Below are 14,763 nucleotides of genomic sequence, written 5' to 3'. Positions count from 1 at the left end.
GGTTTGGGGACTTACTCACCTCCGGTTATCGGTGCGGGCCCACACGCTGCGGGTTTCGGTGTGGGTGGTCTGGTGGGTGACGGGGCCATGGAAGTGCTGGTGCACCTCCGATTCGGGCCTCGCCCCACGGAGCATCCGGCCGATCGCAATGATCGGTACGGCGACGAAGGCGGGTGCTGCGCACACCATGCCGACCACGATCGGGTCGGCGTATCCGGAGGCCAGCATCAGGCCGACCGCGATGGCGCCGGGCGGAATCGTGGCGGCCGACGCGGACAGCGCCATGGTGGAGAAGTCGACGGCCTTCTGCGACATGGGCGGCCGGCCCGGCTGGGGTACGGGCAGCGCGCTGCCGAATGCAGGGGTGGGCGTGTCGTCCCGGTAGTTCGTCTGCCGTTCGATGTCGCGGACGGCGGCTTCCAGGACGGCGTCGGCGAGGGGGCTAGTGTGCCCGGCCGCGGCGGGGGCGGTGGGCTTCGGCTCGGGCATGTTGATCTTCTCTCGGGTCGGGGTGGGGTCAGCGCGATCACAGACCGCTACATTCACGGTGCGTTACATCGGGCACCGGTTTCAGATGTCAGACCTGACTGTCAGGGGATGACGGAGGGTGAAGTCACTGACAGTCCTATAAGCCCCCCAACTGGCCTGACTTTTGACTGTCAGGCCAGTTCTGACTGTCAAATCACTATCCGTGACCGTCAGGCAGCCACGAGAGGAGCCCGCAGAATTGAGTACTCTCCGTGACCGTCCCGGCGGATGACGCCCTCCTCGACCAGGCGCTTCAACTCCGCCTGCAACCACGCCCGCTTCCTGCCTGCAGACACCGCCGCAGGCGCCAGATCGGCCGGCTGGAACTCCAACTGGCCAGCAGTGAGCCAACTGGCGATCTGCTCATGGATGACCCGCCGGGCAGCCTCCGCGCCCGGCCGCTCACGCTGCTCGAACGTCATCCCGGCGTCTGCGGGCACCTCGGGCAGCGGGCCGTCCAGATCGATTCCGGCGTAGTCCGCGTCGGGCTCCGGATCTCCGGGGATCATGCCCAAAACCTCAGTGCGGACGTCATCAATTTCCATGCTCACGGTGTCGTCCTCGTCCTCGACGGGCGGCAGGGGAAACGCGGGCGCCAGGGCGCTGCGGGCCGGATTGATCCGGTTGGTGCCGCGGTGGGTGCGCTGCTCGTAGGCGGCACCGAGGGCGGCGGCCGTGACGCCGTCGAGCGGGTCACGATGCGCGGCGCCGGCCTCGACCAGCGCGGCTAGGTACTTGCGGTCGGTGAGCCCGGACCGCCACTCCATCGTCCACCGGTCCTGGTCGATCCCCATGCCTGTGGCGAAGGCGTACCCGGGCCGGTCCGACCCCCAGTCAGGTACGGCTCCGGCTTCCACGACACGGTCGGGCAGGCAGAAACCTGCGTCACCGGCATCGTCCACGCCGAAGCAGGCGGCGGCCTGGAGATTGGTGCGGACGTTGACGTTGATATTCGTCCACACCGCACGCTGCAGAGAGACGACCAGCCAGATTCCGACGGAACGGGCGGCCCGCGCGATCTGGTCGAGTTCGTCGAAGTCGGTGAGGTCGGCGGCCTCCTCCAGCCACAGCACCATCGCGTTGAGGCTGGACTCGGGCGTCCACTGGTCCAGGCCCTCGTCGGCGAGGACGTCACCGCGGGCCTTGATCGCACCGGGCAGGGCCTTGAACAGGTGCTTGACCTCGCGGGGCTGGGTGAGGAACCAGTCGATGCCGTCGGCGATGTGCCCCATCGACTGGCGGCCCTTGGAGCAGTCGGCGACGAACATGGTCAGCTTGCGGCGGGTCGACAGGTGAGCGATCAGCCCGCGGGCGAACTCGGACTTGCCCGCGCCGGTGACGCCCATGACCAGGAGGTGCTGCAGGATGTCCGCGTCGAACGGGTTGATGACGAAGTACTCGCCGTCGGCGTACAGGCCCAGCGGAATGGGCTCGTTGGGCAGCAGGCCCATGCGGACGGGCGGCACGAACTGCACGCCGTCCTTCAGCAGGTCGGCGACGCGCAAGTAGAGCGTGGCGTTGGCCGCGTTGTCGAGGTCGCCCTTGACGGTCGCCCCGGACGGCGGGATCTGCGCGGCGGTGGCCAGCTTGGGCAGCGCGGCCTGCACGTCGGCGATGGTCTGGCTCGGCGGAATCTCGACGGGCACCTCGACCATGCCCTTGCCGTTGCCCTGGGCCTTCTTGACGCGCAGCTTCTCCAGCCCGATCGCCTCGGCGATCTTCGCGAAGCCGCCCTTGTCCTCGACCTGCTCGGTCTCGTCGTGGGCGTTGCGCATGATCTGCCGAATGTTCCAGGAGGCGGCGAACAGGCCGCTACCCATCAGCCACAGGTCCAGCATCGGCGAACCGAACGGCCCGGCGGCGGTGGCGCAGGTCAGCCAGCCCATACCTGCCGCGACGGATGCTGTGGCCTGGGCGCGGCGGGCGCGACGGAACCTGTTGGTGCCTCCGGAGACGTGCCAGGTCACGGCAGACAGGATGACCCCTCCGACACCGAGGCCAGCAGACGCGAGTCCTGCGGACAGCGGGTAAGCGCCCCACATCTGGTTCGTGGCGAACCCGACCGCCGGGGGGAGACTGTAGGCGCCGACCCAGGGGGCGGCATACGGCAGGGCCTTACCCGCGAGGTGGCCGACGAGTTGCCCGACCAGGCCGCCTCTGCCGACGGTGACGGGCACAAGGTCCGTGCTGGCGTTGACCGGCCGCGGCGCGGCGCTGCTGGTGCTCCTCGCCCGCGCCATCAGTCGCCTCCGATGGTGAACTCACGGCGGGTCTTCTGCCCGTTCTTCTTCCGCTTGGCTTCCTGCTCGGGTTTGATGAAGTGCCGGTCGAAGGCGTGCGCCATCTTCAGCGAGCCGACACCGAGTGCCTTCGCCGCCTCCGCAGACACCTTGAGGTGCGCGGCGACCAGACGGGATTTGACCCGGCTGGAGGCGCCGAACGTGTACCAGGCGCCCTTGTACTGGGACAGCACCGCCTGCACTTCCTCGGCGCGCATGCTGAGGATGAAGTGCAGCTCACGGCCGAGCCGGTTCACGGCCTTGGCGAGCGTGATGATGTCCTTCTCGTTGCGGAACTCGATCCGCTCGATGGCGTGGATCATCCCGTCGCCCTTGTGGTTGCTACCGGTCGCGCCGGCCGGCGCGGCGCCGCCTCCCCGACCGCCGTTGCCGCCGCTTCCGCCGCGGCCGTTGAGGTTGACGTTCACCGGCGGCACGAATCCGCTGCTGAGTCCGCCGACGAAGCCGCCGGCCGCGGCGCCGGCCGCGCTCGCGGCGCGGGTGGCGCGGTCCTGTCCGCTCGGCTGCTGGGGCGGCGCGGTCGGCCGGGGGGGTGCGGTGGGGTAGGGCGGGGTCCGGGTCATGCCGGAGTCTCCGTCGTCCGCCCAGTTGTACACGCTGCTCATCAGTCGGACTCCTCGTGGATGGTGGTGCCGCCGAACCAGATCGGCTGCCGGATTTGGATCAGGTCCGTGTCGGGGTCGTCGCCAGCCTGTTCCTCGGCTCGGTCGATCAGGGAGTGGGCGGCCAGGAAGCGCGCGGTGGCGGCTGCCGTGTACAGGTCGGTGAGCGACCAGGACGCCTGCCGGGTGATGAGGGAGAGGGCGGTGCGCGCGATATGGGCCGACACCTCAACGGCTTCGACTGCGCGCTGGACGATGGTCATGCGGCGGGAGCCGTACACGGCTACTCCTTGGCGTAGGGCCAGCTAGTTCCGGGTGATTCCGCGTTCTGCAAGCACGGTCCGCAGGAGGTCGCGTGCGGTCGCGGGCCTGCATCCGACGGCGCGGGCTACAGCCCGGTTCGACGGGTGCTTCTCGAGGTCTTGGTTCTTGCGGGCGGCTTCCGTTACGAGCTTGCGGACGGCGGTAAGCCGGTCGTCGGCGACGGTCTTCTGGACGCGCCTCGAATTCGTGTCCTCCCCTTGCGGGAAGCGGGTTGTAGCGCTCCGGTCACGGCCCGTCCGGAACCGCTTCGGTGACTGCATGGGAAGCACCGGCACGCGATGCTCGGCCCATTCCCCTTGCCCCCCTGGGACCAGTAGGACGACGGGCAGGAAGGGGACCTGTACGGGGGTATGCGGCCCGCCGGGTGTCTCGCCCACGCGCCCGGTCGGCGCGTCCGCCCGGACGACGGGAAGCACTGCCGCAGCCCGCTCCGACCGATTCCGCCGGCCACGTCGGCCGTCCCACGACTGCGCCAGGCGACGCCGGTACGCTGCCCGCCGGGACGCGCGGATCTCACGAATCGACGGTTCCCCCGGGCGCGCCCCGTTCGCCCGTTCCCACACCGTCGCCCAAGCGTCGGCCAGCGGCTTGCCGGTGTTGTCGGCGACCCGTCGGGCGCGGCGCATAAGCAGCGGATGACGGCGACCGAGCCGCTTCCAGCGGGCGATCTCCTCGGCGGTCTTCCCTGACCTCGCCGCGCGCCGCGACCGCAGCGCCACGGCAAACAACACCAGTCCGGCCAGTGACGCGACAGCGTAGGCCGACGCCCGGTACACGCCAGCCGCCGAACTGTCCTCGATCAAGTGTCCGAGGGCGTTCACCGCAGCGGCCACGAGGGCGTTAGCCCAAGTGATCCGCAGCAGCCACTTGTACGGCCGGCCCTGCTCGATGGCCTGCCCGGTCAGTCCGGCAGTGGTCATCGTCATGCCCTCGGTCAGCACGGGCACGCCGGGAGCGGCCCATCCCATACCGAGATAGGAGGCAGCCTGGGCCTGCCCGGACCAGCCCATGACGAGGGAGACTGCGACGACCGGGAGCCCCCACAGCGGCATGTGGTGGGCCAACTTGACCTGCGTGTTGTGCCAGGCGGCACGTCGATCCTTACGGCGGCGGGCGCGCGCCTTGTCCTTCTCGGCACGCCGCTGCTGCTTGCGTTCGGCTTGGGCGCGCTTGGCTTCTTCCTTGATCTGACGCTGGTGCTCGGCGTCCCGCCGGGCCTCCTCGCGTTCACGGGCCCGGTCCTCGCGGTCCTCGGCACGGTCGGCGCTGCGGTCCCGTCGCTTCTCTTCACGCCGGGACGAAGCGGCCGGCGTATCGGGGGTGTGCTGTTCCTGGTCGGGTTTGGGCCGCCCCTCCCCGAGGTCGGGTGAGGCAACGGGTGTGCCGTTGACCTGCTTCTCGATGGGCGTGGCGGTCATGACGGGTCGGTGTCCTTTCGGTTCAGGTACGGGTACGGCGGGGGGTGATGCTGGGGGTGGCGGCGAAGCGCACGGTCAGCGATCCCGCCCGCGTCGGTTGCGGGTGCTGCGCCAGCCGAACGGGCCGGGCAGGTCCATGGAGGTGGTGCGGCGTCCGGTGCTGCTGATCGTGTGCCGGGGCCCGGACCGGCCGCCCAACGTGATCGACCACGACCGACGGTTGATGTTGAGGCGAACCCCGGGGAAGACCCGGAAGCTCTTGCGGAACGTGATCGGCATGACGGGCTGTCCTTTCAGGCGTGCACGCTGGTGCGCGCGTGGTGGTCGTGCAGGTAGTCGGTGATCTCGCGGACCAGCCCGCCGCCGTCCGGCCCGTCCGACTCCCAGCCGCCACCACCGCCGTCGTCCGGGCCGTCGCCGCAGAACTGGCAGTCCAAGTCCGCCCAGATCCGCTCCCGGTCCCACAGCAGGTGGGCGACAGACCCGGCGACCGCAACGAGACTGCTCGGCCCCAAAACGACCAGAAGCACGTAGGCGACAACCTCGGCGGCCGGATGCGCAATCAGCAGATCCGCCGCCATACCAGCCAGGACGGCCAGGCTGCTCCCCCGAAGGTGGGAGCGGTTGAGCAGCACCTGCCGGGGCGCCCAGGGCAGGTCCCGCCACATGGCGAGGTAGTCGGCAACGGGACGGGGCAACATCATCGGGCACCTCCAGCAGCGGCGGCACTGGCGCGCGCCTTGTGGAATTCCTTGACGAACTCGTCGGTCAGGCCGGAGCCGACAGCAGCCCCGACCGGGCCGATCCCGGTGACGGAAGCGGCCCACAGCTCCAGCCACGCCGCCCGCGTCGCCACGAAGTTGATGACCGGGCGGGTACAGCGCACGGCCAGGACGACCGCGCCGAGACCGGCCATGACCGTCAAGGCGAGGACCCGGAGCGCCCACCGACCGGCCCAGCGGACGGCACGGTTGAGCCGGCCAGGCTTCGCAGTGATCAGATAGGCGTGCACCGGGAATCCTCTCGGACGGGCGTGGCGGGCGGTCGGTCAGCGGGGGCCGTGGGTGCGGGCGAAGTCGGTGCCCGCCTCCAGCAGGGCGCGGACTTCGTCCCAGGTGCGGGTGGTCCGCTCGGCCCAGGCGGTGGCCTGCGCGGTCGGCGTACCGGTGTGGGCGGCGACGAGCGCGTCGAGAACACGGCGGGCGATGGTTCGCGCGTCGTCGTTGTCGACGCGAAGCATCGCGGAGAAGAGGGTGAGGGCACTCGGCCGTCCGAGTGCTTGGCGGGCGTACCGGCCCAGTGTGAGCAGCATCGTCTTGATCGACATGGACTCGTCGAGGTCGGGCATCTCCGGGTCGTCGTCCACGTAGCTGCGGGTCCAGCCGGCCTTCTCCAGGATCTGCCGGGCGGCGTCGAGGAAGTCGGCGGTTTCGGCGCCGGTGATGGTCTCGCCGGAGTAGCCGACCCAGAAGCTGGCGTTCGTCTCGGTCACCTTCAGGGCGGCCTGGGTCAGGTACTCGGTGGCGAACGGGCTACGGATCGGGGTCTGGATGGTCATGCGATGTCCTCTCGGGTCGGTGGCCGGGCCCTCGCGGCGTGGCTGGGGCTGGTGTTCAGTGGTTCAGGGTTCGGTGGGCGGCTTGCCGCAACTCGGTGTGCACCTCGCGGGCCCTGCGGCCGACCTCGGCGACCTTGGCGTCGTCGACCCGGCCGGGCGTTGCCGCATCCCCGATCTCGATTGCCAGCAGCCGCGCGGTTTCGGCGACGTCCAGCAGACGCTGGTCGGCGGTCGTCGCATGGAGTTCATCGATCGCTGTGGTGAGCGCGGAGCGTGCTTCCCAGCGGGCCGGCCGCAGCGCCGCGACGACGGATTCGTTCTCCGTCCGGCAGGCTTCGACCTTCTCGAACTGCTTCTCCCGAAACCGGACGAAGGCGCCCAGCACGTTGAGGATCGCGTCCCGCAGTTCGCGGCGGCGGCGCTCCGACCGCGTCCGCCAGTCGCCGATGAAAGCTTGGAGGAAGACGCCTGCCAGGGCGGCCATGGCGGCGACGATCGCGGCGCCCACGGTCACTTCTCGCCGGTGAGCTGGTTCAGCATCTCGTTGATCTCCGCGTGTGCCAGGTCGTGCCTCGGGTCGTCGGCCGGCATCGCCGAGGCCGCCTTCGCGTTGTCGGTGATCCACTGCTCGAAGTCTTCGTTGCAGGGCATGGGCCTCTCCTCAATCGATTCGGAGTTGGTTGGTTCGCTGGTCGTGCTCGACGCCGTCCCGCGTGGCGGGCCGGTCTCGGGCGAGGCCAGCGCTGGGGCAGAGGCCGGGCGGCGGCAGGGGGTTTTCCGCCGCCCGGCGGTCGGTGGGTTAGGCGTGCTTCGGCTTCCAGGTGCCGTTCTTGACGGCGTTCAGCTCGTCCAGGTGCTCGTCGACGGCTTCGCCCATGCGGGCAGCCACCGCGTGCTGGCCGGCCGCCGTAAGGTCGCGCTGCGCACCACGCGCCGCAGCGAGGTCGGCCTCGATCTCGGCCTTCACCTGGTCCTTGGGCGTCGAGCTGAAGAAGTGCCGGGACGAAGACACAGGGATCTCCTTCGATTCGGTGAACGGGTTGTGTTGCAGTGCCTTCGCCTGCTTCGAAGCACGGGACCGGAATCGGCCGACGAAGGCTGGGTGGGGTTAGCGCTGGACGACGGGCCGATGCAGGTCGCGATGGATGACGGTGATGGTGTGGCCGCGGCGGCGCAGACGCCTAGCGAGCTTGTCTGCGACCACGACCGAACGGTGGCGGCCTCCCGCGCATCCGGAGCCGAGGTCGATCTGCCCGGCCCCTGGCCCTTCGGCGTATGCCTGTACCTGCCGGACCGTGGCCCGCAGCAGCCTGCGAACTCCACGCGTGCGGAGCACGGTCCGCCGGACGAGCCGGTCTCGTCCGGTCAGCTCCCGCATCCGTGGGTCGACGTGCGGATCACGGAACGCCCGACGCAGATCCAGGACGATGTCGGCTTCCGGAGCCGGGGCGTGCAGGAAACCGAACGAGACGATCTCGACGGCGGCCATCAGGCAGCAGCCGGGCCGAGGGCGACGTGCAGGGGCAGGCAGTGCGACCGCCAGTCCTGATGCACCGGGCAGGTCATGCGCTCCGAGTCCGGAACGGCGTAGGTGGTCTCCCGGTGCAGGGCGCGGGAAAACTCGTCACCGAACAGTTCGGCCATCGCGTCGGCCACGGTCACAGCCGCCCGGCGCCTCGCCGCCAGCGGAGTCCTCGCAGCCAGATCGGCATCAGCGAGAACGTCGGAAGAGATGAACGGAGACATGCGAATCACAGGCCCTCTCGGGTCTCGGGTGGATGTGGGGGTGGTGCGGGGTGGGTGCCGCGGCGGCGGGACGGGGGCGTGTCGACCGCCACCGCGGCGGTCTAGGGGGTCAGCCCTGCGGATGCGGGCGCGGCGGCCGAGTCGGCAGCGGGTCCTTGACCTTGCCGTGCTCGGCGCTCACGACGCGTCCGGCAGGTGGATGCCGCCGTCACGGTGCGCGTAGCCGAGCAAGACACCGGGGCTGTACGGCTCGCGGAAGATGGCCTGCAGATCTTCGGGCCAGTAGCCGAGGAACACCTCGTCGATGTCCGCGACCAGCTCGGCCGACGGCTCCGGGCCGGTCACCGCTGGTCCCCGGCCGGTACGACGACGAGGAACTCGTCGGTACGGATGTCCTGGACGACGGTCACGGCCTGGCCTTCGGCGCGGCGGGCTTCGGCGAACTCCTCCGCCGGCCACGACCCGCGCGGCGCACCCGCCGGAAACCGCCCCAGGACCTCCCGGGCGGTCACCGCCCCTCACCCCGCTCGGCCACAATCGCAGCCAGCAGAGTACGGACACGGACGTTCAGAGAGAACGCGGCCGACCGCATGTCGTTGTCGTCGTGAATGTTCAGGCCAGCCGTCTCGTCGAGGATCTGCCGGGTGGCGGCGATCTCGACGTCCAAGTCGAACGGACCGACGGGTGTCTTGCCCGGCTCGTGCAGCGGGTCGTAGGCGGTCACGACGCCACCCCGATCAAGTCGAGACGGCCGGCGGCCGCGAGGTGAAAGCGGCACATCGCCATCTCGTCCTGCGCCGCCAAACAACCGTCGAAGTCAGCCGACTCGGCCAAGGCCCGGCAGTGCTCGGCGGCGTCCAGGTAGCGGACGGCGGTCAACCGCAACTCCAGACGGTCCAGCGCCTCCACGGCAGCCAGCGGAAGCGGAGCAGTAGGGGCGAGGGTGGTCATGCCGCCTCCTTGGGCGCCTGAGCGGGGGCCGTCGACTTCAAGACGGATTCAGGGATACGGAGGACGCCGGTGGCGCCGTCTCCGGCCTTGAAGGGCTGGCCGTTCCTGTAGGCCGGGAGAAAGCCCTGGTGGATCCAGCGGTAGACGGTCGCGGGGTGCACTCGGAAGTGCGTCGCGACGTCCCGAACTCGCAGCATTACGCCTCCGATCGAGTGCTTCGCATCTGTCCACAGGTATACACGCTTACTGAATAACGTAGCAAGCACCTGGGCGCAGATTTGGCCAACCAAGGACCAGCAGGTGTATTCGTCAAGGGCATAAGGTTGGGAGGTCACCAAACGGATAGCCAGCAGGAGAGGAGGCGTAGTAGATGGCCGATAAACAGCGACAGAACGACTCGCTCGCCTATGTCACGCCCCAGGCGCACGGGCACGCCGACGCGTGGAGCGAAGAGTCGCGACAGCGCGGAGGGCAAAAGATCACGGAGGTCGCCGAGGTCATCCCGCCGCCAGAGGTGGCCGCCGCGCTACGCCTCTCCCCTGGCGAGAGCGCCGTGGCGCGTCGACGCGTGATCCTGCTGGACGGCGAACCGATCGAACTCGCCGACTCTTACTACCCGTCCCCCATCGCGCGCGGCACCGCACTCGCCGAGACACGCAAGATCAAGGGCGGTGCACCAACCCTGCTCGCCAGTCTCGGATATCGAGCCAAGCACGTCTCCGAAGACCTGGAGTTCCGAGACGCCGACGCTTTCGAACGCGAAGCCCTCGCGCTGCCCGAGGGTGCCTCAGTCCTCACACTGCTCCGCACCACCGCCACCGCTGGCGGGAGTCCATTCGAAGTGCAGGTCATGGTCATGAAGGCGCCTCGCCGCCTCCACTACGAGATCGAGGTCGACTGACATGCCGGAGCCGCATAAGGACGAGCGCCCGCTCGCCGAGCGAATCGCCGCCGAGATCAGAAAGCTGATCATGGCGGGCGACTGGGAACCAGGCAAGAAGGTGCCGACCAACGAAGCCCTGCGCACGCAACACAAGACCTCGAACGTCACTATCCAACGCGCCCTACAGATCTTGAAGGATGAGAAGTACCTGGAAGGCAGGACGGGAGTCGGCGTCTTCGTGCGCAGCGAGCGCGCCCAAACGATCACCCCTGGGCACTACCTCGCACCCGCAGAGGAGGGGCAGCCGTACCGGTGGCTCAGTGAAGCCACGAAACGGCAGCAGACCGGCAAATATCGGATACTGGAGGTCGCCGAGGTCGTACCCCCCGCCGAGGTCTCTCGCGCCCTCCGTCTGAGCGAAGGCGACACGGCGATTCTGCGCTCACGTATCGGCTTCCTGGACGGCCAGCCGGCCGAGCTGGTCCACTCGTACTACCCCATCGACTTGGCGCAGGGCACTCGCCTCGCCGACCGCCGTCTGATCCCCGGCGGATCCCCCGCTCTCCTCCAGCAGATGGGCTACCCCACACGGTCTCAGGACGACGTCGTGGCGGCACGGCCTGCGACAACCGAGGAGTACGAGGCGCTGGAGATCCCCCGCGACGTGCCGGTGATCGAAGTCTTCCGCATCGTCTACAGCGACAACGAGAAGCCGATCGAGGTCACTCTCCTCACGAAGCCGGCGCACCGCTTCAAGATGGGCTACCGCATCGAGCTGTGAAGTGGCCCGCCCCTCACCCCCGGCCTGGACCGGGGGTTTTCCATTTCTCGACACGGGGCTTGATACAAGTATGAGTACGGGTTACGGTCGTTGTCGTGAGAGTGGCTGACGCCACACGCTCAGTTAGGAGCGTCATGCCTGCGTCCTCCGAGCGCACCGCGCTCTACCGCCTGCACGACACCGACGACCGACTCCTCTATGTCGACATCTCCCAAGATCCCTCCCGCCGCTTCGAGAATCACGCCGACAAGTCATGGCGGCCCGAAGTGGCCCGCACTGAGTCGCGTCCCGGAGCTGGCGTGTTCGTCCTCACCACGGAGCCGACTCTCACTATCGAGATCCCCGTGAACCGGCCGTCACAGGCCGCGAAGGCAGTGGCCATGCGCATGTCCATCGCCGACATGGTCGCCCTCACCCAAGCCCTCGTTGCCGAGATCGCCAGAAAGTAGAGCGGCGGGGCGCAGCGAACGCTCAACCAGCCTGATCGATCACTTCCAGTCATCCAGCAGCCGCAAGCCGACATCAACCCAAGATGAGGCGCAGCAGGGCAAATCGCCAAGAAAGTTCCGTAAGGAACTTTGGGCTCTATCCCATCGCTAGTTTCACATTTCGATGGAATATCCCTGCCAGAACACGCAGGTCAGAGCATACGCGCGCCCGTAGAAAATACCGAACCGAAGGGCCTTGATTCATGAGGCTGAAAAATTTGCCGATAGCGGGGCTGCTAGCTGGATAAATTCCGCAGGTCAGCGGCCCGCCCTTCGACCGACTACTGTCCTGATCCGCGTCACCCGGCGCCCTTCACACGCCGGAACGCAAGCTGGCCAGGCGGTCATCACACCGCCCGGCCAGTACGACCGGGAGGCATCACCCTCGCCGGCCGATCAATCAACCCATCCCAGTCAAAGAATGAGGTCTGTCATGACTGTAGCGTGCGCTACTCCGGAGCGTCGTCCGACGGCTGCCGAGATCCTCGATACTCCGCTGCCCCGGCTTCTCGCAGAGTTCGGCGTGGAGCTGCATGACTCTTCGGTCACGGACTCCGGCTTTTTCGGGGCGTTCGTGGAGCGCCGCGACGGCGCCCGGGTCCTGGCCATGCCGACGGGTCGGACTGCGTTCGAACGGGACACGATGGCCCGGATGCTGCTGGCGGAAGCGCTGGGCCTGGAGGCTCCGCCGGTTCCGATGGAGCTGGCGGTCTCGCGCGGCTGATCGTTCCCGGAGGGGCGTCTCGCGGCTGCGGGACGCCCCCTTCTGTACCCCGTTTCGGCGGCTCGCCGTCGTGTCTTGGGGTTCTTCTTCTTCTGTCTCTGTGGCCCCGTAAGCTGTCCCGCGCCCCCGTGAAAGGACCCTGCCCTATGCGTCCCGCTGATTACCGTGACTATCTGGTTGACGTGCTGAAAAACACTGCTGACGTGCAGCGGGTGGAGGTGCTCGACAACGGTCCGCACCCTTACGCCCTGGCCGTCACCGTGGCGGGCAGGGAGCAGCGGTGGCAGGTGATCGGTCAGTTGGCGGAGGGCGCGAAGCACGACTCGGTGACGGCCCCGGTGAATGGTGGCCCGCCGGCGTTCACCGCTGCCCCGGTGACGGCCGCTCCGGACGTGTGGCTGGCTGGAGTGATCGGGAATGCGGAGCCGGCGGATGTGGAGCGGCTGGACGTGTGGTCGACGCGTGAGGGCAAGGACGCGAAGGGTGTGACGGTGTTCTTCCACAATGGGGAGCGCGCTTTCCTGCGCCTGGCGTGAGCCCCTCCCGCTGCCCCGTACTGGGCGCATCGTGGTGATGCGATCTGGTCGAGGGCTTGGGGGCAGGCATGGGCGAGCAGGGGCAACAGCAGCGGTTCGATCCGGGCGAGTGGAGGGCTCATGTCCGGCGTGCGGGGCATGGGTGGGTTCGGAGCCAGGCGAGCCGACGACGGCGCATCAGGCGCAGGGCAGTCGGGAAATGCGCCCGGGTAGTGGGCAGCCCGCAGGATGAAGCAAAGCCCCGGCCGCGGTCTGCGGCTGGGGCTTCTGCCGTTCTGCCTCCGGATCGGCGGGACCCGGAACGGTCGCCGCGGGCGTGGCCGGACGTCGGGTGAGCGGGTTCGTCAGCCGAGGTAGGTCACCTGGAGCACGGTGATCGTCTTGGTGTGCTGTCCGACGAGGAGTACGGCGAACGCTTGTCCGGTGACGGCCATTCGCATGACGCCGTCGTCTTCGCCGTAGGGTTGGGTGACGGCGAGCGGGTCGCGGCAGGCATCGGCGAGTGCCAAGGTGAGGGCTTCGCTGGCCGCCTGGGGCATGGCCTCGTGAACGGCCTCCGCGGCGGGGTCATACTTCAGGCAGTACACGGCCATGGGCTCCTCAATCCGAACTTGTCCTGCGTTTCGAGTTGTCGGTCCGGGTGAGGTCGGCCGGACTGACAGTAGCAGGATCGGAACAGAGGGTGCGCACTGTTCGGGTCAGGCGGCGCCGCGGCTGTGGATGCGCTCGGCTTCGGCGAGGACCCGGTCCGTGGCGTCGCCCCACTCGCCAGTGGGATCTTCGCCGCGGTCTTCAGCGTCGGCGATCTCGCGACCGCGCTGGACGGAGGCCAGGGTGTCCTTGGCGATGCGTTCCCAGCGCGCAAAGACGTTCAGCAGTTCGTGCGCCGGCGCCCGGTTGATCTCGCCGAGGAAGCGTTGGGCGAGGTTGGGGTTGCCGAGGGCGTCACGGATGGACTCGATGGTCCAGGGCTGCTCGCTCATCCCGGCCTCCCAATCTATAGCGGGCTAAAGTTCAGGCTAGCGCCTATCTGCGGGCACCTCCGAAAAACGCGGTCGGCGATCTGCTGTCCGAGGCGCCAGCCGAGATCGGCCGTCTGGCGGTCATCCCCACGCCTGCGCGTCAGATCGGGGCCCCGGCCTCGGTTGCTGTTCCAGGGGACGTTGTCATGCATGGTCGCCGGCCCGACGACTCGGCAACCTCATCTTCTTGCGCCACCTCCACATGGTTTGCGGAGAGATACCCAGTTCCGCGTTGATCTCCGAGCAGGACACGCCGGACATCCACAGCTCCCGGAACCGGTCGATCTTGTCGGACGGCAAGCGGAAATATTGCCTACGCTGCCTGCGGTGAAGTTTCCCCGCCGTGGCCCGTAGCCATGCTTGCAGCGCCGCCACCACGGCATCGAAGTCAGCATCACTGTGCCGCCACATGCTGATCTCTCTAGCCCGAAGACCTGCCTGGACTTCAGCCATGGACTGGTTCCCACCACAGCGAACCAAGGCAGCCAGCGCTTCAGCACGGCGCGCAGCGAACTGGACATCGACCGGCATACCGTCCAGGGCAGCCCGAAGCTCCCCATCTCGACGGGCCGCCTGCGCCAGAGACCGCACCGTGACGCCGGCGATCTCGGCGGCGTCTTCTACCGTCCCGCCGCCGTTCAGTACCGCCAGGAAACTGCGACGGGCCGCTTGGTCCAGGCCGCGACCGCGGCTGGTGTCCTGGTTGTGGGCGAGACGGCAGCGCACGCACCGCCCTCCGACCCGCCAGCCGGATGGTGTCCCACACGTCGACCTGGGCGCTTGGCAGATCGCCGATCGGTGTTGCTGGCTGGGCGTGGCCTGGCCTGCTGTGAGCGCGTCAGTGGGGTGGTCTTCGGTTGGCACGGATTCACCTTGGCGGCGCCGGTGGGCGCGGTAAGCGT

At 68.5% G+C, this 14,763-nt stretch carries 27 protein-coding genes; 5 read left to right on the top strand and 22 right to left on the bottom strand.

Annotated features, from left to right (window positions below; all coding sequences use genetic code 11):
- Positions 1–15: 15 nt before the first annotated feature.
- The 19 genes from ABEB00_RS33595 to ABEB00_RS36165 all read right to left on the bottom strand — a co-directional run bounded on the left by ABEB00_RS33595 (position 16) and on the right by ABEB00_RS36165 (position 9,624).
- Positions 16–489, bottom strand: a complete 474-nt coding sequence (locus tag ABEB00_RS33595; protein ID WP_345624491.1) for a hypothetical protein — start codon at positions 487–489, stop codon at positions 16–18.
- 209 nt (positions 490–698) lie between these two features.
- A complete protein-coding gene (locus ABEB00_RS33590; RefSeq protein WP_345624490.1) occupies positions 699–2,495 on the bottom strand; it encodes an FtsK/SpoIIIE domain-containing protein in 1,797 nt (598 codons plus the stop codon).
- A 272-nt stretch (positions 2,496–2,767) separates the two neighbouring features.
- The gene (locus ABEB00_RS33585; RefSeq protein ID WP_345624489.1) at positions 2,768–3,433 is read right to left on the bottom strand and encodes a hypothetical protein; all 666 of its coding nucleotides are present in this window, start codon (positions 3,431–3,433) and stop codon (positions 2,768–2,770) included.
- Positions 3,433–3,711, bottom strand: coding sequence for a hypothetical protein (locus tag ABEB00_RS33580; protein WP_345624488.1), 279 nt, complete (start codon positions 3,709–3,711; stop codon positions 3,433–3,435). Before ABEB00_RS33580 ends, ABEB00_RS33585 begins: the two co-directional genes overlap by 1 nt.
- A gap of 24 nt (positions 3,712–3,735) precedes the next feature.
- A complete protein-coding gene (locus ABEB00_RS33575; protein ID WP_345624487.1) occupies positions 3,736–5,172 on the bottom strand; it encodes a hypothetical protein in 1,437 nt (478 codons plus the stop codon).
- Between the two features lie 75 nt (positions 5,173–5,247).
- Complete coding sequence (locus ABEB00_RS33570) at positions 5,248–5,451, bottom strand: DUF4236 domain-containing protein (RefSeq protein WP_345624486.1); 204 nt, start codon at positions 5,449–5,451, stop codon at positions 5,248–5,250.
- Positions 5,452–5,465: 14 nt separating this feature from the next.
- Positions 5,466–5,870, bottom strand: coding sequence for a hypothetical protein (locus tag ABEB00_RS33565; RefSeq protein ID WP_345624485.1), 405 nt, complete (start codon positions 5,868–5,870; stop codon positions 5,466–5,468).
- Positions 5,871–5,872: 2 nt separating this feature from the next.
- Positions 5,873–6,184 carry a hypothetical protein gene (locus tag ABEB00_RS33560; RefSeq protein ID WP_345624484.1) on the bottom strand — a complete coding sequence of 104 codons (312 nt, stop codon included), beginning with the start codon at positions 6,182–6,184 and terminating at the stop codon, positions 5,873–5,875.
- A gap of 36 nt (positions 6,185–6,220) precedes the next feature.
- Positions 6,221–6,730 (bottom strand): DUF6197 family protein, encoded by a 510-nt coding sequence (locus tag ABEB00_RS33555; protein WP_345624483.1) that lies wholly within the window; start codon positions 6,728–6,730, stop codon positions 6,221–6,223.
- Positions 6,731–6,785: 55 nt separating this feature from the next.
- Positions 6,786–7,238, bottom strand: a complete 453-nt coding sequence (locus tag ABEB00_RS33550; RefSeq protein ID WP_345624482.1) for a hypothetical protein — start codon at positions 7,236–7,238, stop codon at positions 6,786–6,788.
- Between the two features lie 2 nt (positions 7,239–7,240).
- Complete coding sequence (locus ABEB00_RS33545) at positions 7,241–7,381, bottom strand: hypothetical protein (RefSeq protein ID WP_345624481.1); 141 nt, start codon at positions 7,379–7,381, stop codon at positions 7,241–7,243.
- Positions 7,382–7,529: 148 nt separating this feature from the next.
- Entirely contained in the window at positions 7,530–7,742 is a 213-nt protein-coding gene (locus tag ABEB00_RS33540) for a hypothetical protein (RefSeq protein ID WP_345624480.1), read from the bottom strand.
- A 96-nt stretch (positions 7,743–7,838) separates the two neighbouring features.
- Positions 7,839–8,219 (bottom strand): RapZ C-terminal domain-containing protein, encoded by a 381-nt coding sequence (locus tag ABEB00_RS33535; RefSeq protein ID WP_345624479.1) that lies wholly within the window; start codon positions 8,217–8,219, stop codon positions 7,839–7,841.
- Positions 8,219–8,392, bottom strand: a complete 174-nt coding sequence (locus tag ABEB00_RS33530; protein ID WP_345624478.1) for a hypothetical protein — start codon at positions 8,390–8,392, stop codon at positions 8,219–8,221. Before ABEB00_RS33530 ends, ABEB00_RS33535 begins: the two co-directional genes overlap by 1 nt.
- Before the next feature lie 261 nt (positions 8,393–8,653).
- Positions 8,654–8,821, bottom strand: coding sequence for a hypothetical protein (locus ABEB00_RS33525; RefSeq protein WP_345624477.1), 168 nt, complete (start codon positions 8,819–8,821; stop codon positions 8,654–8,656).
- Positions 8,818–8,988: a hypothetical protein gene (locus ABEB00_RS33520; RefSeq protein WP_345624476.1), complete on the bottom strand. Its 171-nt coding sequence runs from the start codon at positions 8,986–8,988 to the stop codon at positions 8,818–8,820. Before ABEB00_RS33520 ends, ABEB00_RS33525 begins: the two co-directional genes overlap by 4 nt.
- Entirely contained in the window at positions 8,985–9,200 is a 216-nt protein-coding gene (locus ABEB00_RS33515; protein ID WP_345624475.1) for a hypothetical protein, read from the bottom strand. The genes ABEB00_RS33520 and ABEB00_RS33515 overlap by 4 nt, the downstream gene beginning before the upstream one ends.
- Positions 9,197–9,427 carry a hypothetical protein gene (locus tag ABEB00_RS33510; RefSeq protein WP_345624474.1) on the bottom strand — a complete coding sequence of 77 codons (231 nt, stop codon included), beginning with the start codon at positions 9,425–9,427 and terminating at the stop codon, positions 9,197–9,199. Before ABEB00_RS33510 ends, ABEB00_RS33515 begins: the two co-directional genes overlap by 4 nt.
- Positions 9,424–9,624 (bottom strand): helix-turn-helix domain-containing protein, encoded by a 201-nt coding sequence (locus ABEB00_RS36165; protein ID WP_425586620.1) that lies wholly within the window; start codon positions 9,622–9,624, stop codon positions 9,424–9,426. The genes ABEB00_RS33510 and ABEB00_RS36165 overlap by 4 nt, the downstream gene beginning before the upstream one ends.
- A gap of 173 nt (positions 9,625–9,797) precedes the next feature.
- On the opposite strand from ABEB00_RS36165, the gene ABEB00_RS33505 reads away from it, so the two are divergent.
- The 5 genes from ABEB00_RS33505 to ABEB00_RS33485 all read left to right on the top strand — a co-directional run bounded on the left by ABEB00_RS33505 (position 9,798) and on the right by ABEB00_RS33485 (position 12,839).
- The gene (locus tag ABEB00_RS33505; protein WP_345624473.1) at positions 9,798–10,328 is read left to right on the top strand and encodes a UTRA domain-containing protein; all 531 of its coding nucleotides are present in this window, start codon (positions 9,798–9,800) and stop codon (positions 10,326–10,328) included.
- 1 nt (position 10,329) lies between these two features.
- Positions 10,330–11,091 (top strand): GntR family transcriptional regulator, encoded by a 762-nt coding sequence (locus ABEB00_RS33500; protein WP_345624472.1) that lies wholly within the window; start codon positions 10,330–10,332, stop codon positions 11,089–11,091.
- A gap of 134 nt (positions 11,092–11,225) precedes the next feature.
- Entirely contained in the window at positions 11,226–11,540 is a 315-nt protein-coding gene (locus ABEB00_RS33495; protein ID WP_345624471.1) for a hypothetical protein, read from the top strand.
- Positions 11,541–12,012: 472 nt separating this feature from the next.
- Positions 12,013–12,303, top strand: coding sequence for a hypothetical protein (locus ABEB00_RS33490; protein WP_345624470.1), 291 nt, complete (start codon positions 12,013–12,015; stop codon positions 12,301–12,303).
- A gap of 146 nt (positions 12,304–12,449) precedes the next feature.
- Complete coding sequence (locus ABEB00_RS33485) at positions 12,450–12,839, top strand: hypothetical protein (protein WP_345624469.1); 390 nt, start codon at positions 12,450–12,452, stop codon at positions 12,837–12,839.
- Positions 12,840–13,183: 344 nt separating this feature from the next.
- Here the strand turns inward: ABEB00_RS33485 and ABEB00_RS33480 are convergent, their stop codons facing one another.
- From ABEB00_RS33480 to ABEB00_RS33470, 3 genes are all read right to left on the bottom strand, one after another.
- A complete protein-coding gene (locus tag ABEB00_RS33480; protein ID WP_345624468.1) occupies positions 13,184–13,432 on the bottom strand; it encodes a hypothetical protein in 249 nt (82 codons plus the stop codon).
- A gap of 105 nt (positions 13,433–13,537) precedes the next feature.
- Positions 13,538–13,822, bottom strand: a complete 285-nt coding sequence (locus tag ABEB00_RS33475) for a hypothetical protein (RefSeq protein ID WP_345624467.1) — start codon at positions 13,820–13,822, stop codon at positions 13,538–13,540.
- A 183-nt stretch (positions 13,823–14,005) separates the two neighbouring features.
- On the bottom strand, positions 14,006–14,587 hold the full coding sequence (locus tag ABEB00_RS33470) for a hypothetical protein (protein ID WP_345624466.1): 582 nt from the start codon (positions 14,585–14,587) through the stop codon (positions 14,006–14,008).
- Positions 14,588–14,763 lie beyond the last annotated feature (176 nt).

Origin of the sequence: Streptomyces ziwulingensis, from assembly GCF_039542605.1 — a bacterium.
GTDB classification, from domain to species: Bacteria; Actinomycetota; Actinomycetes; order Streptomycetales; family Streptomycetaceae; genus Streptomyces; species Streptomyces ziwulingensis.
This window is presented reverse-complemented; position numbering and strand designations above follow the sequence as displayed.